A 22,527-nucleotide genomic window follows, 5' to 3' on the forward strand; every position below is an offset into this window, starting at 1 on the left:
TGGCCTGTGAACCGGGTGGGTGCTCTGCTCCCGTGGCGGGTTACTCTGCCTGCCTGACCAGCTTCACTTCGTCAATACGGTTCTCACTGCACGCTTACATTTACGCTGACGATCCTTAGCCTTAAATTTTTGCCATCGTATCCGAAGGTTTTCGATGTTAACCGGAACCTGCATGCGTGTCGTCTCTATCTCATTCCCATGCCATTTCAGGAGATCATCATCCAACTCCCGGGCCTCCCGGCTGAAGTAAATTTTCATAGTGTCAGGGTTTATGGCGCAATGGTCATTGTCGAACAGTGTATGGATATCACGGCGAAGTAAAATTCCGTTCGTTACGTCGGGAATGCCTTCTTCATGACGTGGCGTTAAGTGCGCGGCCTCAGTACGCCAGGGGGACCTTACGCCGGTGACAACACATCGCCCGTAGCAATTCAACCTAACATCCCGGGCGAAAGGACCTTGGTCAGGACTGGTGACAGAAGTACATTCCTGGCCCTCTTTGTAGATACGCTTCGGGAAGTCGATAGTGGTTTGAGCTGTTTGGGAAAGTGACACATACGTAACCCCTTTGTATCTCTTTATCCCACCATTAAAAGTGGTAGGAATCGAGCTGGTTATGGCCACCAGTTTCACATCGCCCATTTCGACGATCTTAAGGCTCTTATTAGCGGCTACATGTAACTGGATGAATTTACCTACGTACACATCATGGTTCTCATCTTGTCTTTCAACACACAGAACGACATGGTCGAAGGTTCTCTTGTCAGAGATTACCCAGTTGCCGGTTTTCACACGGCCTGCTTCACTCACCCCTGCGGTAAGATCGGGTATGAGCGTCCCCTGCATGCCGTCAGTTCGAATTGAAAGAATTTCACCCGATAAACCCAGCTCTGCAAGCTCACTAATAAACGGTCTTTTCATCCGGCTTACCGGTTTTGGCTTCGTCATTTTCATCTTTGCTGTAACACCTCAGTACCCCATTGCTCGTTCCTGGCGGGACAGCCGTTCATCAGCAGCCTGAAGACGCTCATCACGCCGCCGTGCTGCCAGAACCCGTCGTTCTGAAAAAGACATAGCCGCTACGTTTGGTACGCTGAGCTTACCGTCACCGGCACAAACGTCACAGCGAACATCAAATGCTCCGGCAAAATACTTTTCACGCATTTCTGGCTCCCACTCAGCCATTTCTGATTGGGTGAATCCATTTTCAAAGGCCGGGTTTTCCATGGTCCCGTGGCCTTCGCACTGGTGACAGATTATGTACTTAAATTTGCGCATGTAACGCTCCTGTATATGATGGATGAACCACTCTCGTTCAGGGTTATGGCGAAATGTTTATCGCCGCAGCGAGAGATTCAGTCTTGCTATCAATATTCCTGAAGGTTGTCCGCCTGATTTCAGGGAAAGCATTCATTCACTGGCCGGTTCTACCTTATTATTCATACAGATTAAAGTAGTTGTGCCTACTACTGCGGTCACCTTCCTTGACAAAGTAAGCAAAGTTTGAAAAATTTAACACCGACGAAAGGCCATACCTTCGTTAGTGTGCGAAAGCCGCTTGCGAGCGACGGAATAGGTGAAAGCTTTAGTCAGGGTTAATTACCCTGTCTGCGGTGATGGGATGGCTCAGGCGTATATCATCACTCCTTCCAAAGTCCGTACACACTCTTTCAGCCTTTGCAGAAATGCAGGGGCTGTTTCATATCAGACAAGCGCAATGAAATTTTCAAATGCTTTCCAGAAATTCAAAGGCCTTAAGCTTTATCTGTATCTTACGGTCCCCGCACGGAAAGTAACTTTCCTGAACAGGAACCGCCTTGCCAGCCTTAACTTTCTAAACGGTTAAAGTTACACCAGGCTGTAAATGGTGAAACAGTTTTTGAAGCCCATGAAACACCGCTGTCGGAAAGATAACTAGCCCCAAGACGTCTAACTTCTTTTTGATGTAGAGCTAATTCTTTCGGATCGGCAATATCTTCCACCACGCTCATCATGGCAATCTGAACTCCGGGAGATGCCATTTTATAAGCTGTCGAGCTTGCAACTGAATTTTTCAGGATTGCCAATCTTTCTTTTTCTGGTCGCCCGTTGTCAGACGTATTCGCGTACGTTGTACCCGCAACTAACAATGGAAGACTGGCGTTGGCACAGAACTGCATAACGCGTTTTTGCTGGAGCTGTAATTCAGTGGCTGCAAATGCTTTACTGCATCCGAGGATCCCGATAATCATCACTAATGCTGTTTTATACATAAAATTGAAACCGTCCTTATTGAACTTTAAATGTTGCGGTTAACACTGTGTGGAGATGTATGGACTGGATAATACCCACATGCCTGCGCCTGCCAGTATACCGGCTCAGGTATTAAACCTAAGAGATCTGGTGCACCGGATTTTACCTTTTCATTTCGGTTTTATCTTGAGCCTGGCTCTTGAGTTTAAATTTAAAGGTATGGCGCATGCAGGTTTCACTGACGGGTTTTCACACATCCCGGCTGTAACCCATCATTGTTCATGAGCCAGGCCCTGGTATCCTGCCCAGCGTACGGCCAGCCGCTCTAAGTCCAGATCGTACACCAGCGGTGTGATTTTACGGCCTTCAAACAGCTCGCCCAGCTCAATGCCTGGCTTAAAATGAACGGTCAGGGTGGCCGGATCTATGCCCATAAGATCGGCATCAAACAGAGCATGCATTGTTGGAGTCATCAGGATGCCATTAGACGGATTGTACCGGGTTCCATGTTCAATGTGTGCCGCATCCAGGACACCGCCATTAACCCAACCGGTTACCGCACAACGGCCCGCGAAATTCTCGATGAGCAGAGCTTTAAATTTACCCTGTGCCACGCCACTACGTTGCGTCACTACGCGCTCGCAGTGCTCACCCTGGATATCTACGTCAGGTTTCCGCTTTGGTTCGCTGGTGGCCGTCTCAGCTTGTTTTAGGGTGGAACGTGGATAGGCCAGGTTATATGCTGCGCCTGTGGTCATTTGCTCGATGACCGCAGGTGCATAACCTTCTGCTTCCAGCTTACGATATGCAGCCCGGTAGTCTCTTTGGGTTTTCAGCGGGTATATCTTTCCGCCTTTACCATCGAAAGCGATAAACCAGAAATCGTCCGTGCCAGTTTCCAGATTTCTGCAACGTTTCAGATGCCATCCGCCTTCTCTCGCCCAGATGGTACGGTTATTTCTGGCATTCGTTTTGTCATAACCGTTCTCGTCAAGCCAGCTATCAAAGCTGGTCAGCCCCAGATCCTGAACCTCCAGAGAAGGCACTCGAATGACCTGCAAGGTATGGCGGGGTCTTGGCTCTCTCATCTTGATCTCTTCCTAGCGCTGGTCTGGGAAATACGGATATTGCGGGCCATATTCATAGTCATGCGGGCCTGGCTCAACTTCCCAGAATGGACGGCCGCTAATTGTCTTTGGACCGCGCTCGTTTACGATGTCTTCTACATCCTGAATATTAAATGGCATCGTTGCCAGTAACAGCTGATCTTCGGGTGTCAGCGTCACAGTTGCACCGTCGATACGGCTGTAAAGGTCGGCAAACTGTTTACCTGCACCGTGCAACCGGTGCTCCGCTACACTTCTGATTGCGTGTAAGTCCAGCTCCGCCGCTTCCATGCGATCCACGTATAGTTTCATTTCTTTACGCAAAGCGCTCAGCTCACGGGCTTTAATAAACCCGCAGGCGTACCCACCCAGGGCGATAACTGCAATGATTGCTAAAATTGCCATTTTTTTCTCTCACGTGATTGCGGCCGTTACTCTAGTCTTAATGTGAAGTCTGGGAATTCGCTGGATGTTAAGTACGTTTTCATCCCCAGACTGACAGATGCTAAGGCGCGATCCCAACACTCCATTTGTAAGTATCAGGCCCATCTTCTCCGCTGGTGGCATCTGCTACAATCTGTGCATAACGTTCTCCAGCAAGTTCTCTTACCATCTGATCCACGACCCATTGCAGATGATGCATTTCATCGGTTCCGCCGTAACGACAAGCCAACTCAATAGCCCGCTCTATTCTTTTTTGTTCTTCAGTCATACTGAATCCTCACGCTTACATCAGCTATTCTGAAAACATGCACACTATAAATTGCGGCTGTCATTTCTCAGCCAGGCGCCTGCATTGCTGCCTCATTCCATCAAAAATACTTTCCGCAAGCTGCTGGGGGAACTGGTCCGGAAGAAGCCCGCTAACACGTTCAATGACACCCGGGGTTCTGGCGATGATTTCCTCTATCATCGCCTCTGTCTGCTGTTTACTCAGGCCGGTTATCTCACCATGCCTGATCCAGTGGCGTCGTTGTATTCGATATATCTGGTAATAGTTGCTACTGCCACGTACGGCCATCGCCAGTTTGCACTTCTGCCAGGATATCTGATTGTTCCCATGACCGATCACCGGCCATGCCGACAACACATCATAGAGTGGTGTAAGGTGATAACGTCCCTGTGGCCCAATAGAAATACTGAAATTTTTAGCGTGGCCATCTGTTGCGGCCATCATCCAGAAAACTATCTGCGTCATAAAAAACTGCGCTTTGTCACGCTCAGCACGGTCTGAATTACTCAGAACTTCCATAATTTCCGATATACCTGGCCCGCCGTCCGCCTGATATTTTCGTAATGGCGAAATGCCCAGGGCCTGACACATATCCTCCTGGGGTAAACGAATGATCCATTGTCCGTTTCCTGACCATTTTCGGTCAAAACGTTCTACCACCAGCGCTTTCTGATCTTCAAAGTGAGCAATCTGCGTTCTTGCCACGGGGAGCCCGTACTGTTCGAGAAGTACCGAGCAGAGCCATTCATTTTCAACCGACGAGCGCATGTCGGCTTTCATGTTCCCCACAAGTCCGAGCGGTAGCTTGAATATATGCGTCGTTGGTGTATTACCCTCCGGCATACACCACCGATCTTCATGCCACAGTAGGGCTGTTTTCTCCTGAGCACCGGCAATAGATAAACGTAAGTCGTCGTTATCTTCTGGCCTGCCCGGTAGCAATGTCTCCGTGGTATTACGCAAAGTTGCCGCAATTTCTGATTCAGTAAGCGGGTGATACTTCACGGAATATAAATCTGTGGGTTCATCTCCGTCATGAAGCAGCTGTATCGCGCCCACGCAGTCTTTTCCCAGCTCCGTCAGAAGATCAAAAGGCTCCAGGCTATCGGCCTTGTAACGCATTGCCAGACGTCTGCGTATGCCTTCGCTGTCCGGGAGTAAATTATCAAAATAGTCACGTACCACATTTCCACGCCAGACCTGGTTCCCGGGAGTAAAAGGAAGGGACAATGACAGCGGCCTTCCCTGTTCGTCTGCACTCCAGTCAGGAAGGTATTGTAAGCTGTCTACCCCTTTACTTTTTTCCCAGTATCCGACTTTGATTCCGTTCATCCAGATTGCCAGACGCTGCTGTTTCCGGCTCATATCGTTACCATTTCTCCTGTCGTGCAGGTGAGTTTGATTTAAGCATTTCTTCCGTCTGCTTCCCCTCTGAAGAGGCGGTTGTCGAGGAGAAGCTGATTTTTACGCCCAGGATAGAAAACACCTTGAATAGCCGTTCAATGCTCGCACTGGCAGGGTTGGCTTCCAGACGTGAGTATGTCTGTTGAGTGACCCCTAACCTTTCGGACAGGTCTTTTTGCGTCAGGCCATTCGCCTTGCGAAAACCAATGAGCAAGGGACGCAACTGGTTGAGCGTGTTTAACGGGTAATCATTATTGATCATAAGCTGGCCTCAGTAGTTCCTCTGATACACCTTGTACGCTGTTTTCTAAACATACACCCTAAAAGCTGTAATATCAAATTAACAGCCTAAAAGCTGTTAAATAGAGAGTACAACCTTTAGGCTGTTACTAAGTGGCAGCATAAATCTTTATGAGGTTTGATATGAGAGAACTATCAATAATAAGCCGTTACGCTCGTACAGCATCCGGTAAGAGAGCTGACAGATCAGGATCATCGGTAAACGAGAAGCGGAGTATCTTATGGCCCTGTTGTGAGCTGTATAAATAACTACGAGCTACTCTCTGCCTCGGGGAGGAGGCAGAGAGAGTATTAAAAGCAAAGGCAGACATTTTTAGCAGCTGGTGGGCTATGGGGTTCCGGAGGTGCTCCGGTGAATGTTACTTGACTGGCAAGTTTCCTGCTCTGATGGTCAATGCCTCGATGCTGTCTATATTGTTCTGAAGCCGTTCCAGTTCTGCCTTTTCAATACCGGCCCAAAGCTTTAAGTGTCGCTGATAAAGGGACCACTTGAGTGAGTGAAAACCATTCCAGGCCAACCCCATCCAGGAGGCGTAATTCGCATTGAGAATATTGCCGGTGATATACATTTTACCTGCGTTAACAGCACTGGAAGTTCCATAACCCAGGGCAAGCATCATCCGGAAGCGTGGATTTAGCCGCAACGGCATGGTATCCAGTAAGGTCTCCCCAAAAGCTCCTTTTCCCAGCGATACCTGTTTCGCCACATAGAAAACCCGCATCAAAACTTCCATTATGCTCATCGGAATACTTGTCACGATAAACTGACGAAAGTCATACCCGTTGACATACATGTACTCTATTTGTTTGCCGAAGTTAGAACTCCCCACAGGGATCCCCTCAAGCATACGAAGTAGCCCCATAAAAGGAGCCGGTAACCCCATGCCACGGTTTCCTTTTGCTGAGGGGGCATTAACATCCGATGCCAGGTGTCCAAACATTCTGGCGATGAGCCTGAAAATATTGGTTTCGTCTGTAACGCCTTTACTGGAAGGATAAACCACGATCTGTCCATTCTGAACCACCGTACAGGTCCCGTTCAGCATATCCTTTATACCGAAAATAATGCCCAGTACGGGATCGTGTGACAAAGCTCTTAAGCGGTGATTTGTGGGAGACAAAACGCCACCGGCCGCACCCACTAAATCGCTGCTGATCGAACTGTCTGGTGCCCCTATAGGGAACAAATCTGAGAGTTTTGTACTCAGGTCCTCCGGCAAAATGGCATTGAAGGCTTTCTGCACCTGTTTATTGAAAATACCATCCACTTCTGCCGTAAAGCTCACCGTAGGTTTTGGCGGGGCTCTGACGCAAAGTAAATCCAGCATGGATGCTATGAGCCCGCATCCGCAGGCAATAGCATAATCCCAGGCGTCGAGTGCGTAGCGATCATTAAATTCTTTAATATGATTCTGGATCCGGGCATCTACAACAGCCAAGTCATCCGTGGAGAGTATTGTGGCCAGTCCAATATCACCGCATACACGCTGGTTAGCCTCGCTATATATAGTCTTGAGACCAGTAGAATGCATGGCAGTATCTGAAGGGGTCATTTCTCGCAGATGATGTTCTTTAAGCGCCAGATGCTCCGCTTCATCAAGTTCAGTGCCGCTGATTAGCCCGGTCAACTGTGCCTTAAGGCTCTCTATATCACTGTTAATTGTCTCGTGAGCGTTCGCGATATCCTGACCACGGAGCTGAATATAACGGATGGCCCTGAACTCATCATCATAAGGAGACTGACTCATGTGTTTACCTCACCGCGACCAGGCTACCTTTTGGAGCTTTCTTAGTAAGCATGTCGATTGTTGCCTTGATGCCAGCAATTTCTGCCTTAAAATATTCCGCATTCGACATCAACCTTTCCTGAACTTCGTAGAGCTTTTGGATGGCCTGACTAAGGGCGGCTGTCAGTTTCGCATTTTTTTTGTGTTTCACTATCGCGTACCCGCCAATCCCTAACACAGCTACAGGTGCGGCCAATACCGCAATGCCTGCAACCATACCGCCACCGACGATAGACCCTGCTGTAGCGAGCCCGGAGGTTATGCCTGCTGCTGACACTCCCGTTGTACCAAGCGTATAGAGAGCACCGAAGGAAGCCGCTGCGCCTACGCCTGACCCCGCCAAAGCTGCTGCGCCCTCAGTAATACCCGGGAACTTATTTTCAAGCGCCTGAAGAGCACTTGTAACTTCATCCATTGCCTTCTTGCGAATTTTTTCGAGCTCTTCAGTTTCGGTAGCGTCCATTACAGGCCTCGTATTCATAACTTGCTGTGTGATAGGTGAAAAAGAGCACCATAAAAGTGATGAAGAAATCATGACTTACTATTGTGGCACTTTCGAGTTCATGTTTGTCAGTTTCAATGCTGTTGCTGTTAGTAAGGGCAGACGCCATATCGGGCAGACCCAAAATAACTATCGTGCCAGCGTCATTTTGGAACTGACTTTGCTAAAAATCAGTAGCGGACTGAACAGACATGTGTGGATTTGAATCTGGGCAGGTTCCAGACATTATTCCAACCAGACTTCCAATGACAAAATGCTCGTCATTCTCGGAGACGACATAGGGTCCACCAGAGCAACCATCGGTGTTGAAATGTGCTATTACAAAGCGAGTTGTGAGATGTTGGGGAGAATGATTTGAGCAATTTAAAGGCCAAATGCCTGAAACTTCACCAGGGAATGTCGAAATTGTTGTCTCATTCATTGGATATCCGACACCCAATGTACCCATGCCAGCTGCGGGAGCCAGGACCTTAAAGTAACTACTTACAGGCTGTTGTATTCCAGCTGGTAATACGATTTCTGCACTGTCAACAAACGGAATGCCGTCTTTAAAGTCTGCCCTGTCATTAGCCTCATTGAGAATGAAATCGACTAGAACAGGCTCTTCGTTCACCAGTCCTTGATGGTTAAGAAATTTGACGTAAAGTTTAAGTGTATTGCTGACGGGATAAATTTTTCCAAGAGCATTGGTAACAACATGGGCTGCGGTGAGAATCTTTTGCTGCTGACCATTATCGAAACCAAACGCAGTTGCTTCGAGATGGCTACTAAAATGAGGATCATTGCTTACATAGATTTTACAAACGTAGTTTTCAAACATTATTTCCTCCTTTTGCCGGTACCTAATCAGTTACACGGCTGCATGTTATAAACAACTAAACTCGCTTCCTGATATTTGAGTTTGTATGTTTTGCCAGGCACCAGCTCACCTCTGAAACACGGTTAGTCTCCTCCATGACATGGTTATGGCGATGGTCAGAAACTGTTATCGACGAAAGGCTGGAATTCCTTTAATGGCATTATCCATTTCAAGTCGTATGTCCTGAACGGGAGCGTATATTTTTATGATTCCAGATCTTAACCCTGAAACATTCCCCGTATCAAAACTGACCCGTTACAGATAAGTCACCACCGGTGCTGTCGATTAATTTAGTGAATTGCATGTCCTCATCCCATAAAGGGTAGGGCCTACCCCCGGCATCGAGCAAACCTGACCACCCTGCCCTTATTAAGACCCCACATGCGGCAATGGTGCCCTGTCCACGCCGCCCGCGAACTTTGAGGAAATGGGGAGAAAATAAAAAGAAAACAAAAAGTTATCGGCTGAAGTACCGGCGCAGATCGGGAATCAGGCGAAGCCTGACAGCACGTTGGGGCCTGGCAGGGGGCTTGAGGGATGAGGACATGCAATTGTGTTATCACGTCCGCACCAACTGTCGTGGAAATCATCCCCGGCCGGTTAACCCGGTTTCGGATGTTCACCAGTTTTCCGGGTAGCAAGGCCAGCTCATCCAGACATCGAGCACCTCGGTATCACTGACCGCCGCAGCGTAAATCCCGGCACCCGGGAAGAAATAGACAGGCAGGCTGGCGGCGGGTGACGTGCTGTCATCCGTCAGGGAGCCGACAACCTCATGCGGCCCCCGGAGTAAATCACCCAGGTAGTCATCCGGCCTGATGCCGTTGCGGGATGCAGCCATCTCCACAAACTCCGCCAGCGGATGGCGGGTCGGATAACCCCTGAACACTTCATACGATGGCGAAACACATTCGCCGCTGGTGGACCGCCCCCAGTACCCGGCCAGTTGTTCCGGACCGAGTCCACAGGCATGTTGGGTGACCTGTGCTTTAAACTGTTCGAACGTATTCATTCCTGAAGTCCCTGTAGGGTATATTTGGCAAACCTCCCTGCCAGCGTCACTACCGGCAGGACACCGCATTGTCAGACGCGACCACCGGCTATGAACCGGCAAGACGTCAGTCGCCCGCCAGCCCGGGTGAGGTGGAATACAGTTTACCAGTTCCGGCCGACTGACTTTGCCGCCAGGAGACGCTAATTACACTATTATTGAATCTTTGCATCTTCGATGACCAATATCGCCCCGACGCTGAACGCTACTGGAATGCATCTCTTGCCACGATTGAAAGGATCAAACACACCTACCGCGCAAAAATCCGGAACTCCTGATCCAGTCTTTCGGCCATAACAGCCCAACGCTAATGTATGTCCATTAGCGTTGGGCTGTTATGATGGCTGTGCCAGTTTATATTACCGGACTGATCATGATAGGTACTCTGAGACCATGTAAGAAATGAACAACCCATTACTGCTTAAGGCGAGCAAGTAGATTTTGTTTACGTTTCCATGCCCGCCAGGCCCGTAACTCACCAGCCCCCTTCAGAGCAATGAGAAATTTGTTGGTCCTTCAGTTGTTGCCACCTTACTGTCTTCGCAGGCCGTCAGGCAGACACTTTTAAGTCGGTGGTTGTAGAGGCCAATACGGGCGATTTCCTGGAGATAATCCCGTTCCTCCATCGTTAGCGACTGCCCTTCCTGTGATTTTGTGATCATGTCCTGCCAGTTCAGCAATTTCTCGTAATTCACATGCTCACTGGTGTCGAGACAATGCAGACGGAAGTAACGTATAAACAGCGGAAATTCATCAGTCTGGGCTATATTGGATGCTCTGACGGTGAGCCGACACAAACAAACGATGGTGTCCTGCTGCATTCTTATCAGCGTATTCATGCTCTGGGGTAAGATGTCCGGCAGCTTCATGTAGCAGTCGGAAAGACGCTGGAGAAGTGGTCCTGCTTCCGCAGGCTCACGGCCCTGATAAACCTTCAGGGGTTCAGTCCCCAGTTCCTGCATCATGGGATGATACAACCACTCTCGTGACTCCGTCTCATCAATGATAATTTTCTCGATACGTTCGCTGTAGGTTCCATCTCGCCTGCCAAGTTGTACCTGACTGATTTCGTATTCTATATCCGGCAGATCGATACGTAATGCTGCTACCATTTCCGAGGGATGGAGATGGTCGAACGTCAGCTTCCCGGCCACGCTGCGATCGGTATCAAGAAACACGGCGACACAGAGGTCGTTAACCTTCACAAACAGATCTGCCGTGGCGCCGAACATGCTTCCGCTGCCGCTTACCTCATCAAGTGGCACCTTCCCGCCTTCATAACCGGCCAGAAGATGCGGGAAACCGAGAAGATGTCTTTCCCGGACAACTTCAATAATTTTTCCCCGAATCGCCTCCATCAAGCCGTCACAATCACCGAAGAGGTCCGTGGTGTGGCTATAGTGCCAGAGTTTGACCTCACCCTGCCTGGCGATCAAATCCGTACGACACCCGGGGCAGATACAGTTGCATGCACTCCCTCTGCTTACTTCCGTGATGTCCAGATACCGTCCAGTTTCGCGATGGAGTCCGAAAGGAATCCCATAGGTATAGCTCTTTCGCATGTTATTTCCCCCGCAGCATACAGACATTCACTATATCGGACGAAAGCAGTATGACATTTCGATAAGAGGTCTTTTTTCATGAGTTTTTAAGTTGCTTTTATTACTGTGGCAGGGGCAAATGGATAAAGCGATGGCAATTCTATGCTGGTAAAAAGCTACTTTTCCGGTTGCCCGTCCCTCCACCAGCAGTGAGACTTATTAATACGGACGGAACCGGAATTAGTGAGCATTCCAACAGTGGGCTCACTTTCAGGACGAAAGCTGATTTAATATAAATACTGGACCCTACATTCAATGCAGTTTGTGTTGATCAATATAACCCATCATAAATTGCATAAGTTCCGGGTCACTCCGGGCAGAAAAAAGTACAGTCACTACGTTTTTCATCGCACTTGTCGCATTGCTGGCGTCAATAGCATTCTTGTCATTTATAATTGCATTATTCCCAATTTTATTAATCTGATTAATTACTTCATCCTCACTGATGCTTGTACTCCGGATTGAATCAAAAATCGGGTAGGCCTGCGCCGCATATTCAGTGAAGCGGACAGCATCAAGGCTCGATGCCAACGCCGCCTTTTCCTGTCGGGAATATACCGCCAAAGCGGTCTGACTCAGCAACTCCGAAGGCGTCTCGCAGGCCGCAGTACTGGTGTTCCCCTGGATCATGCCCATTCTGAAAAAATTCGAGACAACCTTGTTTATTTCATCATTCATTATCTGGCTGAAACCAACTTTTGGGTCTGAGGTAGTGAAATTTGCCCTGTAGTTCTCAAGCGCCAGAGAGGCAACCTCTGCGTTGCCCGTCTGAGTTGCGTTACAGGCGTAACGGTAACCTTCATCCAGTTTTTGACTGAACTCGTTTAGGCTCGCCGCGTTTAAATAAAAGGAGATGAATGGAAGAGTTAAAATTAATAAAGGTTTAATTCCCATGCGTTTTACCACAACAGAGCAAGTAAAGCATTTTAAGTGAAGTTATTACTTTTCTGATTAAACTAATTCCCAGAGGTGGTAATAAATAATTTAATAAATTTATATGTTCAACAGACGATTTCATAAACCTCTTTTTGTTAAACGTCGGCTGTATAATGGTTCCCGGGATTTTCATTTTACTGACGAACCAGGGTCCATACACTGGCGGGGACTTTATCGTAGAGTTTTTTCATTGTCAGTTCAGCTTTTCGATGGTCATATGCCCCGGAAATTTCTAGTGAAACTATACCAACATTCTTTTCACAGAGTCGTTCAAATACTTTTTCCAGTGTGTCAAATGAAGAGCACTTACGAAATTTCATCAAATACGCCTGTTTAGTTTCGGACATGGTCAACCTTAAGTTATTTTCAGCAAAAGTACAGTATCCCAATCTTATGTGGATTTGTTCCGGGAATCTAATTTTTTTTGCAACTATTTGACGTATAACTCCGGCTCGTTGCTGAACTGGCGGGCCCCCTTTTTTTGTTTCACGATGACTCCAGCCCGGTAGTTCGCTGGACTGCGACGTAGCCCGATACAACAGGTTTATCAATAGCTTACGCGCGTCCATCATATGCCGGTGCTTTCTGAAACTTGACCCGGTTCTCCCTCGCGCCGCTCCTATCTGGCTCCTGGAATCCGGGTCGTTCCAAGGAGTCATCATGGCAAAGATCAAGCTCACCAAGACCGCCGTAGAGTCGGCGCAACCCCAGGCGAAGGACATCGAACTACGGGATACCGTCGTGCCCGGCTTCCTTTGCAAGATTACCCCGACGGGACGCCGGGTGTTCATGCTCCAGTACCGCACGAACTCTGGCCAGCCCCGCAAGCCCTCGCTGGGACTCTACGGGGAGCTAACCGTCGAACAGGCGCGGGTCAAAGCGCAGGACTGGCTGGCCGAGGTTCGCCGGGGTGGTGATCCCGGCGGTGCCAAGGCCGAGGCGCGCAAGGCGCCCACGATGGCCGAGTTGTGCAAAAAGTTCATGGAGGACTACTCCAAGAAGCGCAACAAGGTCAGCACGCAGGACGGCTACCAGGGCGTCATCGACCGCAACATCATCCCGCTGCTGGGCCGCAAGAAGGTGCATGACGTGAAGCGGCCCGACATTGCGGGGCTCATGGAAAAGCTGGCCTACAAGCCGACCGAGGCCAACAAGACCTTCGGCGTGCTGCGCAAGATGTTCAACTTGGCCGAAGTCTGGGGCTTCCGCCCGGACGGTACGAATCCGTGCCGCCACGTCCCGATGTACCCGCCGGGCAAGGAAACCCGGCTCATCGTGGACGAGGAAATGGTGCGGATCTTCCGCCAGTTGGAGAAACTGGAGGCGGAGGGGCTGGAGAACTACGTCATCCCGTTGGCGATCCGGCTGCAATTCGAGTTTGCGGCGCGGCGCTCCGAAATCTGCCCGCTCGAATGGAGCTGGCTGGACTTCGAGAACCGGCGCGTGGTGTGGCCCGACAGCAAGGTTGGCGGCATTTCCAAGCCCATGAGCGAGGAAGCCTATCGGCTGCTTTCGACGGCGCCGCGTCTGGAAGGCTGCCCTTACGTCCTGCCGTCGCCGAACGACCCGGCCAAGCACCTGACCTTTGGCGAGCACTATGGCGGCTGGTGCCGGACGCTCAAGGCCGCCAGCGTGCCGCACGTAGGCACGCACGGCATCCGTCATCGCTCGACCACCGACATTGCCAATTCCGGTGTGCCGACCAAAGTGGGAATGAAGCTGACGGGCCACAAGACCGTGGCGATGTTCATGCACTACGTCCACACCGAGGACAAGCCGGTGCGCGAGGCGGCCGAGCTGGTGGCCAGCCGCCGCCAAGCCATCACGGGCGCGCGGCAGCTTGCGGAGGCGGTGGCATGAACGGGCGCCGGCCATCAGCAGCATCGCTCGCAGCGCCCGCGGCGCTGCTGGGCGACATCCGGGCACTGATCGAAGCGGCGCGCAAGCGCGCCGCCTCGACGGTGAATAGCGAGCTTACGATGCTCTACTGGCGCATCGGCCAACGCATCCACACGCAGGTCTTGGACAGGCGCCGGGGCGCCTACGGCAAGGAAGTTCTGCCCACCTTGGCTGCGCAGTTGGTGGAGGAGTACGGCAGCAGCTTTGCAGAGCAGAACTTGCGCCGCATGGTGCAGTTCGCCGCCACCTTCCCCGACGAGCGAATTCTCGTATCACTGATACGAGAATTGAGCTGGACGCACTTCATCGCCCTGATGCCGCTGAAAGACCCGCTCCAGCGGGACTACTACGCACAGATGGCCAGCACCCAACGCTGGAGCGTGCGGACGCTGCGCGAGCGTATCGACTCGATGCTGTACGAGCGCACGGCGCTTTCCCAAAAGCCGGAAGAAACCATAGCGCAGGAGTTGGCGACCCTGCGCGATGCGCAGCGCATGTCGCCGGCCCTGGTCATGCGCGACCCGTACATCCTCGACTTCCTGGGCCTGCGGGACACTTGGCAGGAAGGCGACTTGGAAGCGGCGATCATCCGTGAAATGGAGTCCTTCCTGCTGGAGCTGGGCGCGGGCTTCTCATTCGTCGCCCGGCAGAAGCGCATTCCGATCGACGACGAGGATTTCCACCTTGACCTTCTGTTCTACAACCGCAAGCTGCGGCGGCTGGTTGCGGTGGAGTTGAAGGTAGGTGACTTCAAGGCGGCCTACAAAGGGCAGATGGAGCTTTACCTTCGGTGGCTAGACAAGCACGAACGGGAGCCGGAGGAAGCCTCGCCGCTCGGGATCATCCTTTGCACCGGCAAGAAGCGCGAGCAGATCGAATTGCTGGAGCTGGACAAGTCCGGCATCCACGTTGCCGAGTATCTGACCGCCTTGCCGCCGAGGGGCGTGCTGGTGGAGCGGCTGCAACAGGCAACGCAACGGGCGCAGTTGCAAATCGAGCAGCGCAAGACGGACAACGAGTAGTCCTGTCCCAAGCAGTCGGGCGTCCCGGCGTGCCGCCGTCGCGCTGTCGTGCTGCGCATCGAGCTTCGCTGCGCGAGTCTCGCCCCTGTCGGGCTTCCATCACTGACGCCTCCGTCCCGGCTCGTTGATCCGGGCCTGCGCGCTCCGCTTGCCAAAAATCGACTCTGTGCAGTGGGCGGGTGTGGGCGGTCTTGCTGTTCCCTTCACCGTATCACGGCGTTCTCGCCGTCAAGGGCGGCGCGCGCCATGCGCGCTTGCGTCCTGGCGGCCGTCTGCGACCCCTGACTGCTTGCGCTGCGCCGTGCTGCCGCCGGTTCCGGGCAATTCCGCCCGAGCAACCGGAGCACGATCATGTCGCAACTGTCCTTTCCCTCGTTCGATTCCTGTCTGCTGGTGCGCGACGCGCACGGGCGCTATCTACCGGCATCGGCCGACGACATTCTGGAAGCTGCGCGCCAGGTCATTGACCGGAAAATGCAGCGCGGAGCAGAGTTCACTTCGCCGGCGGCGGTCAAGGAATACTTGCGTACAAAGTTGGCCAGCTTCGAGCATGAGGTGTTCGTAGTGCTGTTCATGGATACGCGCCATCGTCTGATCGAATACAGGGAGATGTTCCACGGCACTATTGACGGTGCGTCGGTGTATCCGCGCGAAGTGGTCAAGGAGGCGCTGCGGCTCAATGCGGCGGCGGTCGTCGTTTCGCACAACCATCCGAGCGGAAACCCCGAGCCGAGCGCGGCTGACCGGGCGCTGACCCAGCGGCTCAAGGAAGCGTTGGGTCTGGTGGACGTGCGCGTGCTCGATCACATCATCGTTGCGGGCAACGAAACGGCATCGTTCGCCGAGCATGGGCTGATCTAGCCCAAGGGGCTTCGGCCCCTTTTTGCTGCGCCTGGTGGCATAGCTATGGCCCTCGCGGCCTGATGCTCAGGCCGTCGCAACCTGAATCATCTCGTCGTAATGTTTCTTGTCCACCTCTTCCAGCCACTGGAAGATGTTCCCGATGACGCTGTGGCTTTCGCCTGCCAAGTTTTCTGCGGATTCCTCTGTTATCTCAATAACGTCGCTATGTGAATACTTATTGATAAAGCGGTAGATTTTTTCTTTAAGCTCTGGTGTCGTGATGGTGCAATCTTTTAGGCCAGCCTCCATCAATTGACTAATGTCGCTTCGCCGCCTTGGATATTTGAAGGTAAAAAACGATTCAACAAGCTTTCGGGCGAGGTTGGCGGTCAAGAACGCCTCATCTCGATTGAGTGTCGTGTGCGCCCTATATTCGTAAAGCTTCTTGAAGATATAGTGGTACTCGGAACCGTAGTTCTTGAGTGAGTCGTCGGCATCCACAAGTAGGGAGTGACGAGGGGAGCCAGGTGGCGCATCCAGGCGATAAAAGAAGCAATTCTCGGCGTTGCCTTTTTTGACTCGATTCCTATTGGTGCCAGTGAACCAGTCTCTCACTAGCTTAAAGTAAGTGAAGTTGTGAGTCAGCACAAAAAGTTGCTTGGCTTCAGTGCATTGCGTTCTCAAAAACGAGTAGGCGTGAAACAAGTGATTAGAATCAAAGCTTGAGACCGGATCGTCAACGACGACGATCGTATCCTTGATGTTATTTCCATTTTCTTTGAGCTTCGTGATGAAATAGACAAATGCAATCGCAGTCTTCTCACCTTCGCTCAAATTCCCATCGTGCTCACCAACCCCGTTTCTGATGATCTCATAGCCTTTCTTCTTCTGATTGAAGTTCAGGCAAAGCTCAGAGCGGCCAATGAAGCGATGCAGGATGTCATTGAACTCCTTTGCCCCGACCGTTTCATTCGAGAGCGCCGCTTCTATGGCTCCGACCTCTAGACTAATTTTTTCAATTTCCTTATGGTCGTTCTTTGCTTCTGACTCAAGGTCATTGCACTTCTTCTCACTTCCAGCATAGTCAAACTCTTGCACCTCAGCCGCAGCAAAGTGAAGCTCCAGTGCCACCTTGCTTTTTGAGGTCTCAGATTTGAAATTTGAAGTCTTATTGTTGTGCTTTCCAACGAGAGCAACAATCGACTTCAGGATGTCATTGAAATTGGTGACATCGTCTTCAACCACATCCGAGATCTGAATGTCTGTCTTCCCAGGGTCTGTGATCTTGGCCTTCAGGGCTTCCCGCCAGGCGTCCATTTGCTGGTCGATCTTTTCAGCAGCAGTTGCGTAGTCCTTTTGAAGCTTTTCTGCCTCGGCCGATAGTTCTTTATAAAACTCGGTCGATGCGGGAAACTGATTAGCTGGAGCGCCTTGAGATTCAATCCATGTCGCCGCATTCTGAAGTCGGCTCTGAAACTCCGTGAACTCCTTGCTGAAGTGGGCAGCAAGCGCCTCGGCACGAAGCTGGGCGAACGGAGAGCCGCAGAACTCGCAGGATTGCGAGTCGTGGTTTTTATGGATTTCCAAGCCTGCTTGAACCCATTCGCGGATGTCCGGGTTATCGGTAAGCCGCTGGATTGCTTGATTGACCGCCGTAGTCCCAATCAAATCTCTGATGCGGCCCGCCGCTTTCTTAAAGTAGTCCGGCTCAATGGCCGTTGAGGCGAAAGCAATGCTTGGAAGCTGATCTGGCTTGGCGGCATTCGTAAGGTCGATAACCCTCTCATCTGGAAGAACCGACTCCGCCTTGATAATTGTCTCGCCGTTATTCTGTATGAAGTTGGAGAGCTTGCGGCGGTCGTAATTCAAGTAATAACTGTCGCTCGTATCAATCGCCTGAAGTCCAAGCTTCATTTTCTTGGCAGCATTGGTCAGGAACTTCTCTAATGCCTCACGCTGCTTCTTGATATCGCTTTGCTTGTCGTCGTGAGCCTTCTTTTTCGACTGAAGCTCGCTCTTCAGCTTCTCCAGCTTCTGCAAGTCATCAATCTTCTCTTTCGCAATAAGAAGGATGCTCTTTACGGATTTGTCCCAATCAATGTTCTCATGCACGAAGCGTTGATTGAAAACATGAATATTCAATTGGGATGAGTGGAGTGTGGATTCCGTGATCGTTGAGCCATCCTCCAGAACTACTGAAAATTGGCCCGTGCTGAAGCGGGGAACCATCGAGCGAAGCTCAAAGCAAGAGAATAGATTCGATAACGTTGACTTGCCTGTTCCATTCCAACCATAGACCAGGTTGTACCGGCCGAACTTTTGGATCTTCGTTCCATTGAAGTCGCTGAAGATTCCGAACTGTTTGAGGCGGTTGATGCAGACAATCATCTCTAGATCTCCGTGTTCTTGCTTTCCCATCATTAGCTTGCGAAACAAATGGTAAACGAAGAGTCCTCTTGCGTCTCCGCTTCGCGGATCGCGCTGCTCCAGGTTCGCTAGTCGCTCATCCCTGGCGGGACTGGCTTCGCCAGCCTTCCGCATCGCTGACGCCTACGGCCCGGCTTCCAGCTTCGGGCCTGCGCGCTTCGCTTGCGTGCGGTCAGCACAAAGGGATGGCCGTTGCCTTGTCCAGCCGTCTCCCCTGACTTCATCACCTTACCCGCGACCGTAGCCCGCGCCCGTGTGCCGTCAAGGCGCGCAGGGCCGTGTCCTCGGCTGCGCCTGCGGGCCGCACCCACCCTGCGCTTGGCTCCTTGACGGCCCCCGTCCGCGCGCTCCTTTGGCCGCGGGCGATGAACTCAGGAAAGACGGTGGCAACAGGGCCAACCGGGTTCCTCGTGCCGACCGCACCAAACAGCCGAAAGGCTGGGCTCCGAATCTAGAAATCCGGTGTGCGGTGTGAACAGCAAACCTCTTTTGTCAGGAGAAAGACCATGCAACTCGCATCCCGTTTCGCTTTCCGCTCCCCCTCGCTGCGCAGCGATTACCCGCTGTCCGACGACCAGATTCACCGCGTGGCCCCGTCCATCTTCGCGGATGCCCCGCACGAGAGCCGTTCGCAGCGGTACGCCTATATCCCCACCGCCGCCGTGCTGACCGAGCTTCGCAAAGAAGGCTTCCAGCCTTTCATGGTGACGCAAACCCGCGTGCGCGACGAAGGCAAGCGCGAGCACACCAAACACATGATTCGCTTGCGCCATGCCAGCCAGATCAACGGCGCGGAGGCCAACGAAATCGTGCTGCTGAACTCGCACGACGGCACCAGCAGCTATCAGATGCTGGCCGGAATGTTCCGGTTCGTGTGCAGCAATGGCCTTGTTTGCGGCAACACCGTGGCCGATGTGCGAGTGCCCCATAAAGGCGACGTGGCCGGTCTGGTCATTGAGGGCGCTTACGAAGTCTTGAGCGGTTTCGATCGGGTGAAGGAATCGCGCGATGCCATGCGCGGCATCACCTTGGACGATGGCGAATCCGAAGTGTTCGCCCGCGCCGCGCTCGCCCTCAAGTACGACGACCCCGACAAGCCCGCGCCCATCACGGAATCGCAAATCCTGATGCCGCGCCGCTTCGACGACCGCCGCCCCGACCTGTGGAGCGTGTTCAACCGCACCCAAGAAAACCTGACCCAAGGCGGGCTGCGTGGCCGCAGCGCCAACGGGCGCCGACAGCAAACCCGCCCGGTGCAGGGCATCGACCAAAACATCCGACTGAATCGCGCCCTCTGGCTGCTGGCCGATGGCATGCGCCAGTTGAAAGCCTGAATCCCCACGCGGCAGGGGCAGGCAGCAGCCCTTGTCGCTTTCTTCGCTGCTGCATTCCTGAACCGATAGGAGTTATCACCATGAACGCCGTTACCCAAACCGAAGCCCGCGCCATCAACACCGCCGCCGCTATCCCGCTGGAAGCCGCTGACCCGACCAAGAACCTGATTCTGGTTCCGCTGTCGCGGCTGGTGTCGCGCCCCACTGGCCGCAACGTGCGCAAGACCCCGCGCATGTCCATTCCCGAACTCGCCGCCAGCATCCAGCGTGTCGGCCTGCTGCAAAACCTCATCGTGATTGCCGCCGCCGACGGCGAGCATTACGAAGTCGTGGCCGGTGGCCGTCGCCTCGCAGCGTTGAAGCTGCTGGCGAAGAAGCACCGCATCAGCAAGGAATGGGAGGTGCCTTGCCTGCAGGTGGCCGATGGCACCGCACGCACGGCCAGCCTGACCGAGAACGTGCAGCGCGAAGCCATGCACCCCGCCGACCAGTTCGAGGCGTTCGCCGCGCTGGTGGCCGAAGGCCGCAGCATCGAGGATATCGCAGCGGATTTTTCCGTCACGCCGCTGGTGGTGCAGCGCCGCTTGAAACTCGCCAACGTCTCGCCGCGCCTGCTGGCCGACTATCGCGCCGAGGCCGTGAGCCTTGACCAGTTGATGGCCCTTGCCATCACCGACGACCACGCCGCGCAGGAAGCCGCGTTCTACGATGCGCCGACATGGCAGCGCAGCCCGCACAACCTGCGCGACCGTCTGACCGAACGCGAAATCGACGCCTACCGGCATCCGCTGGTGCGCTTTGTCGGGCTGGACGGCTACGAGCAGGAAGGCGGTGGCATCCGCCGCGACCTGTTCGCGGAGGGCGACAAAGGCGTGTATCTGACCGATGCCGCACTGCTGGAACGGCTGGCGCAGGACAAGCTGGCAGGTATCGCCGCCAAGGTGCAGGCCGAGGGCTGGGCGTGGGTGGATGCCACGCCGGGCATGACCCATGCCGATCTGCAAGCCTTCCAGCGTGCGCCAAGGGAACGCCGCAGTCCGAACAAGCGCGACGCGCAGCGCATCGAGAAGCTGCAAACCAAGCTGCACGAACTGGCCGAAGCCGTGGATGCCGCGCTGGACGACGAAGACGAAGAAAAGGCCGATGCCTTGCAGGAAGAAGGCGAACGCCTGGGCGAGCAGTTGCAGGCGCTGGAAGAAGGCTTGCTGGACTATGCGGCCAATGTGAAGGCCGCAGCCGGTGCCATCGTCACCATCGACCGCGACGGGCAGGCCGCGATTCATCGCGGGCTGCTGCGCGAAGCCGAAGCCAAGGCGCTGCGCACGCTGGAACGACTGCGGCAGGGTTTCGGCAGCGAAGGCGAAGCCGCAAACGAGGACGAAGGCGAGGACGACGAGCAGCCCAAGACCGCCACCATGTCCGACCGACTGGCGCAGCGGTTGAGCGCGCACCGTACCGCCGCGCTGCAAATCGAAGTGGCCCGGCATCCGCAAGCCGCGCTGGCCGCCGTGGTGCATGGCATGGTGCAGACCGTCTTGCAGGAAAGCCACTACGGCCACGACCTGCCGCTGGGCGTGCGCCTCACGGTGCAAGACCGGCTGGAAGGCATGGCCCCGGACTGGCCGGAATCACCCGCCGCCGTGGCGCTGCGCGAACTGCAACAGGTGGCAGGCGAAACCTTGCCGGAGGACAGCGCCGAACTGTTCGCCGCGCTGCTGGCGAAATCACAGGATGAACTGGTGCGGCTGCTGGCCGTGTGCTTAGCTTCCACGGTGGACGTGGTGACGCCTCGCGCCACGCCGCACCAGCCCGGCGCGGAACTGGCGCAGGCCGTGGGGCTGGATATGGCCGCGTGGTGGCAGCCCACCAATGAGGGTTACTTCCGGCATGTGCCGAAGGCCGCGATTCTGGAAGCCGTTGGCGGGTTCGCGCCCTCGCACGTCACCCGACTGGCGAAGTTGAAGAAGGGCGACATTGCCAGCGAAGCCGAACGGCTCGCCGCTGGCACCGGCTGGATGCCCGCCATCTTCCGCACCGAAGGCCCGCAGCAGGCCGGGCAGGACGCGCCGGCGGATGGCGAAGCCGAAGCACAGGAAGAAGCGGCCGCCGTGGCGGATGTCCAGCCGCAGGCCGAGGCTTTGGCCGCGTGACTTCGCACCGTAGATAGCGCCCCGGTTCCGGCCGGGGCGCTTCATATTGAGGATGCCTGCCATGACCCACCAACCCGCAAACCGCCCCCGTATGGCTGCGACCTATGCCTCCGGCACGGTGCGCGCCCGCCGCTGGCACGGCGACGGCGACGTGCGCGGCTACCGTCCGCCGCGTGGCTGGACGGCCCGCGCCGACCTGACCGATCTGCATCCCCTCACGGGCCGCGCCTTGCCGCGCGCCGTGTGGTGGATCATCGAAACCAAGAAATAACGAGCCGCACCGGCCCCAAGCCGTGCCGCCTTGGGGCCGGTGGTCGAAAACTCCGGGCGCGGCGGTGGCC

Annotated in this window: 22 protein-coding genes; 6 read left to right on the forward strand and 16 right to left on the reverse strand. The window is 53.7% G+C overall.

Going from position 1 to position 22,527, the window contains the following annotated elements; genetic code table 11:
• Window positions 1-63: 63 nt before the first annotated feature.
• The 15 genes from ACMWLG_RS17430 to ACMWLG_RS17500 all read right to left on the reverse strand — a co-directional run bounded on the left by ACMWLG_RS17430 (window position 64) and on the right by ACMWLG_RS17500 (window position 12,858).
• Window positions 64-954: an HNH endonuclease gene (locus ACMWLG_RS17430; protein WP_414763010.1), complete on the reverse strand. Its 891-nt coding sequence runs from the start codon at window positions 952-954 to the stop codon at window positions 64-66.
• Between the two features lie 15 nt (window positions 955-969).
• Window positions 970-1,278, reverse strand: coding sequence for a hypothetical protein (locus ACMWLG_RS17435; protein ID WP_001224686.1), 309 nt, complete (start codon window positions 1,276-1,278; stop codon window positions 970-972).
• Between the two features lie 548 nt (window positions 1,279-1,826).
• The gene (locus ACMWLG_RS17440) at window positions 1,827-2,252 is read right to left on the reverse strand and encodes a hypothetical protein (RefSeq protein ID WP_000278471.1); all 426 of its coding nucleotides are present in this window, start codon (window positions 2,250-2,252) and stop codon (window positions 1,827-1,829) included.
• A 252-nt stretch (window positions 2,253-2,504) separates the two neighbouring features.
• The gene (locus ACMWLG_RS17445) at window positions 2,505-3,320 is read right to left on the reverse strand and encodes an HNH endonuclease signature motif containing protein (RefSeq protein WP_001641519.1); all 816 of its coding nucleotides are present in this window, start codon (window positions 3,318-3,320) and stop codon (window positions 2,505-2,507) included.
• A 12-nt stretch (window positions 3,321-3,332) separates the two neighbouring features.
• Complete coding sequence (locus ACMWLG_RS17450; RefSeq protein ID WP_000985909.1) at window positions 3,333-3,743, reverse strand: hypothetical protein; 411 nt, start codon at window positions 3,741-3,743, stop codon at window positions 3,333-3,335.
• 100 nt (window positions 3,744-3,843) lie between these two features.
• Complete coding sequence (locus ACMWLG_RS17455) at window positions 3,844-4,050, reverse strand: hypothetical protein (RefSeq protein WP_000134171.1); 207 nt, start codon at window positions 4,048-4,050, stop codon at window positions 3,844-3,846.
• 60 nt (window positions 4,051-4,110) lie between these two features.
• Window positions 4,111-5,436, reverse strand: a complete 1,326-nt coding sequence (locus ACMWLG_RS17460) for a type II toxin-antitoxin system HipA family toxin (RefSeq protein WP_000088044.1) — start codon at window positions 5,434-5,436, stop codon at window positions 4,111-4,113.
• A gap of 4 nt (window positions 5,437-5,440) precedes the next feature.
• Entirely contained in the window at window positions 5,441-5,734 is a 294-nt protein-coding gene (locus tag ACMWLG_RS17465; protein ID WP_012477377.1) for a helix-turn-helix transcriptional regulator, read from the reverse strand.
• A gap of 400 nt (window positions 5,735-6,134) precedes the next feature.
• Complete coding sequence (locus ACMWLG_RS17470; RefSeq protein WP_000083579.1) at window positions 6,135-7,523, reverse strand: hypothetical protein; 1,389 nt, start codon at window positions 7,521-7,523, stop codon at window positions 6,135-6,137.
• A gap of 4 nt (window positions 7,524-7,527) precedes the next feature.
• Window positions 7,528-8,025 carry a membrane protein gene (locus tag ACMWLG_RS17475; RefSeq protein WP_000340139.1) on the reverse strand — a complete coding sequence of 166 codons (498 nt, stop codon included), beginning with the start codon at window positions 8,023-8,025 and terminating at the stop codon, window positions 7,528-7,530.
• Between the two features lie 202 nt (window positions 8,026-8,227).
• Entirely contained in the window at window positions 8,228-8,884 is a 657-nt protein-coding gene (locus ACMWLG_RS17480; protein WP_000462754.1) for a trypsin-like serine protease, read from the reverse strand.
• Window positions 8,885-9,542: 658 nt separating this feature from the next.
• Complete coding sequence (locus tag ACMWLG_RS17485) at window positions 9,543-9,935, reverse strand: hypothetical protein (protein ID WP_022652193.1); 393 nt, start codon at window positions 9,933-9,935, stop codon at window positions 9,543-9,545.
• Window positions 9,936-10,462: 527 nt separating this feature from the next.
• On the reverse strand, window positions 10,463-11,536 hold the full coding sequence (locus ACMWLG_RS17490; RefSeq protein WP_022652192.1) for a hypothetical protein: 1,074 nt from the start codon (window positions 11,534-11,536) through the stop codon (window positions 10,463-10,465).
• A gap of 291 nt (window positions 11,537-11,827) precedes the next feature.
• Window positions 11,828-12,469, reverse strand: a complete 642-nt coding sequence (locus ACMWLG_RS17495; RefSeq protein WP_015063153.1) for a hypothetical protein — start codon at window positions 12,467-12,469, stop codon at window positions 11,828-11,830.
• Window positions 12,470-12,645: 176 nt separating this feature from the next.
• The gene (locus ACMWLG_RS17500) at window positions 12,646-12,858 is read right to left on the reverse strand and encodes an Hha/YmoA family nucleoid-associated regulatory protein (RefSeq protein WP_022652191.1); all 213 of its coding nucleotides are present in this window, start codon (window positions 12,856-12,858) and stop codon (window positions 12,646-12,648) included.
• A gap of 313 nt (window positions 12,859-13,171) precedes the next feature.
• Between ACMWLG_RS17500 and ACMWLG_RS17505 the strand changes: the two genes are divergently transcribed.
• The 3 genes from ACMWLG_RS17505 to radC all read left to right on the forward strand — a co-directional run bounded on the left by ACMWLG_RS17505 (window position 13,172) and on the right by radC (window position 16,293).
• A complete protein-coding gene (locus tag ACMWLG_RS17505; protein WP_014603550.1) occupies window positions 13,172-14,371 on the forward strand; it encodes a tyrosine-type recombinase/integrase in 1,200 nt (399 codons plus the stop codon).
• Window positions 14,368-15,432 (forward strand): PDDEXK nuclease domain-containing protein, encoded by a 1,065-nt coding sequence (locus tag ACMWLG_RS17510; protein WP_016487843.1) that lies wholly within the window; start codon window positions 14,368-14,370, stop codon window positions 15,430-15,432. The genes ACMWLG_RS17505 and ACMWLG_RS17510 overlap by 4 nt, the downstream gene beginning before the upstream one ends.
• Window positions 15,433-15,783: 351 nt before the next feature.
• Window positions 15,784-16,293 (forward strand): RadC family protein, encoded by a 510-nt coding sequence (radC, locus tag ACMWLG_RS17515; protein ID WP_016487841.1) that lies wholly within the window; start codon window positions 15,784-15,786, stop codon window positions 16,291-16,293.
• Between the two features lie 66 nt (window positions 16,294-16,359).
• Here radC and ACMWLG_RS17520 read toward each other — a convergent pair whose 3' ends face one another.
• Window positions 16,360-18,816 (reverse strand): ATP-binding protein, encoded by a 2,457-nt coding sequence (locus ACMWLG_RS17520; protein ID WP_016487840.1) that lies wholly within the window; start codon window positions 18,814-18,816, stop codon window positions 16,360-16,362.
• A 392-nt stretch (window positions 18,817-19,208) separates the two neighbouring features.
• Between ACMWLG_RS17520 and ACMWLG_RS17525 the strand changes: the two genes are divergently transcribed.
• The 3 genes from ACMWLG_RS17525 (at window position 19,209) to ACMWLG_RS17535 (ending at window position 22,457) form a co-directional block, all read left to right on the forward strand.
• Window positions 19,209-20,036 (forward strand): DUF932 domain-containing protein, encoded by an 828-nt coding sequence (locus tag ACMWLG_RS17525; protein ID WP_003092327.1) that lies wholly within the window; start codon window positions 19,209-19,211, stop codon window positions 20,034-20,036.
• Between the two features lie 80 nt (window positions 20,037-20,116).
• Window positions 20,117-22,186, forward strand: a complete 2,070-nt coding sequence (locus ACMWLG_RS17530; protein ID WP_006379606.1) for a ParB/RepB/Spo0J family partition protein — start codon at window positions 20,117-20,119, stop codon at window positions 22,184-22,186.
• 61 nt (window positions 22,187-22,247) lie between these two features.
• On the forward strand, window positions 22,248-22,457 hold the full coding sequence (locus ACMWLG_RS17535) for a hypothetical protein (protein WP_016487839.1): 210 nt from the start codon (window positions 22,248-22,250) through the stop codon (window positions 22,455-22,457).
• The last annotated feature ends 70 nt before the right edge of the window (window positions 22,458-22,527 follow it).

The sequence above is a fragment of the Enterobacter sp. 01-M-02-SI-ECC genome, assembly GCF_047530595.1.
In the GTDB taxonomy this organism is placed as follows: Bacteria; Pseudomonadota; Gammaproteobacteria; order Enterobacterales; family Enterobacteriaceae; genus Enterobacter; species Enterobacter cloacae_M.

Bases quoted from the DNA above. Each gene is read 5' to 3' on its own strand.
- ACMWLG_RS17530 (WP_006379606.1), top strand. From the start codon at position 20,117: ATGAACGCCGTTACCCAAACCGAAGCCCGCGCCATCAACACCGCCGCC.
- ACMWLG_RS17535 (WP_016487839.1), top strand. From the start codon at position 22,248: ATGACCCACCAACCCGCAAACCGCCCCCGTATGGCTGCGACCTATGCC.
- ACMWLG_RS17430 (WP_414763010.1), bottom strand. From the start codon at position 954: ATGAAAATGACGAAGCCAAAACCGGTAAGCCGGATGAAAAGACCGTTT.
- ACMWLG_RS17510 (WP_016487843.1), top strand. From the start codon at position 14,368: ATGAACGGGCGCCGGCCATCAGCAGCATCGCTCGCAGCGCCCGCGGCG.
- ACMWLG_RS17500 (WP_022652191.1), bottom strand. From the start codon at position 12,858: ATGTCCGAAACTAAACAGGCGTATTTGATGAAATTTCGTAAGTGCTCT.
- ACMWLG_RS17525 (WP_003092327.1), top strand. From the start codon at position 19,209: ATGCAACTCGCATCCCGTTTCGCTTTCCGCTCCCCCTCGCTGCGCAGC.
- ACMWLG_RS17485 (WP_022652193.1), bottom strand. From the start codon at position 9,935: ATGAATACGTTCGAACAGTTTAAAGCACAGGTCACCCAACATGCCTGT.
- ACMWLG_RS17460 (WP_000088044.1), bottom strand. From the start codon at position 5,436: ATGAGCCGGAAACAGCAGCGTCTGGCAATCTGGATGAACGGAATCAAA.
- ACMWLG_RS17440 (WP_000278471.1), bottom strand. From the start codon at position 2,252: ATGTATAAAACAGCATTAGTGATGATTATCGGGATCCTCGGATGCAGT.
- ACMWLG_RS17435 (WP_001224686.1), bottom strand. From the start codon at position 1,278: ATGCGCAAATTTAAGTACATAATCTGTCACCAGTGCGAAGGCCACGGG.
- ACMWLG_RS17475 (WP_000340139.1), bottom strand. From the start codon at position 8,025: ATGGACGCTACCGAAACTGAAGAGCTCGAAAAAATTCGCAAGAAGGCA.
- ACMWLG_RS17470 (WP_000083579.1), bottom strand. From the start codon at position 7,523: ATGAGTCAGTCTCCTTATGATGATGAGTTCAGGGCCATCCGTTATATT.
- ACMWLG_RS17480 (WP_000462754.1), bottom strand. From the start codon at position 8,884: ATGTTTGAAAACTACGTTTGTAAAATCTATGTAAGCAATGATCCTCAT.
- ACMWLG_RS17455 (WP_000134171.1), bottom strand. From the start codon at position 4,050: ATGACTGAAGAACAAAAAAGAATAGAGCGGGCTATTGAGTTGGCTTGT.
- ACMWLG_RS17445 (WP_001641519.1), bottom strand. From the start codon at position 3,320: ATGAGAGAGCCAAGACCCCGCCATACCTTGCAGGTCATTCGAGTGCCT.
- ACMWLG_RS17450 (WP_000985909.1), bottom strand. From the start codon at position 3,743: ATGGCAATTTTAGCAATCATTGCAGTTATCGCCCTGGGTGGGTACGCC.
- ACMWLG_RS17490 (WP_022652192.1), bottom strand. From the start codon at position 11,536: ATGCGAAAGAGCTATACCTATGGGATTCCTTTCGGACTCCATCGCGAA.
- radC (WP_016487841.1), top strand. From the start codon at position 15,784: ATGTCGCAACTGTCCTTTCCCTCGTTCGATTCCTGTCTGCTGGTGCGC.
- ACMWLG_RS17520 (WP_016487840.1), bottom strand. From the start codon at position 18,816: ATGCGGAAGGCTGGCGAAGCCAGTCCCGCCAGGGATGAGCGACTAGCG.
- ACMWLG_RS17505 (WP_014603550.1), top strand. From the start codon at position 13,172: ATGGCAAAGATCAAGCTCACCAAGACCGCCGTAGAGTCGGCGCAACCC.
- ACMWLG_RS17495 (WP_015063153.1), bottom strand. From the start codon at position 12,469: ATGGGAATTAAACCTTTATTAATTTTAACTCTTCCATTCATCTCCTTT.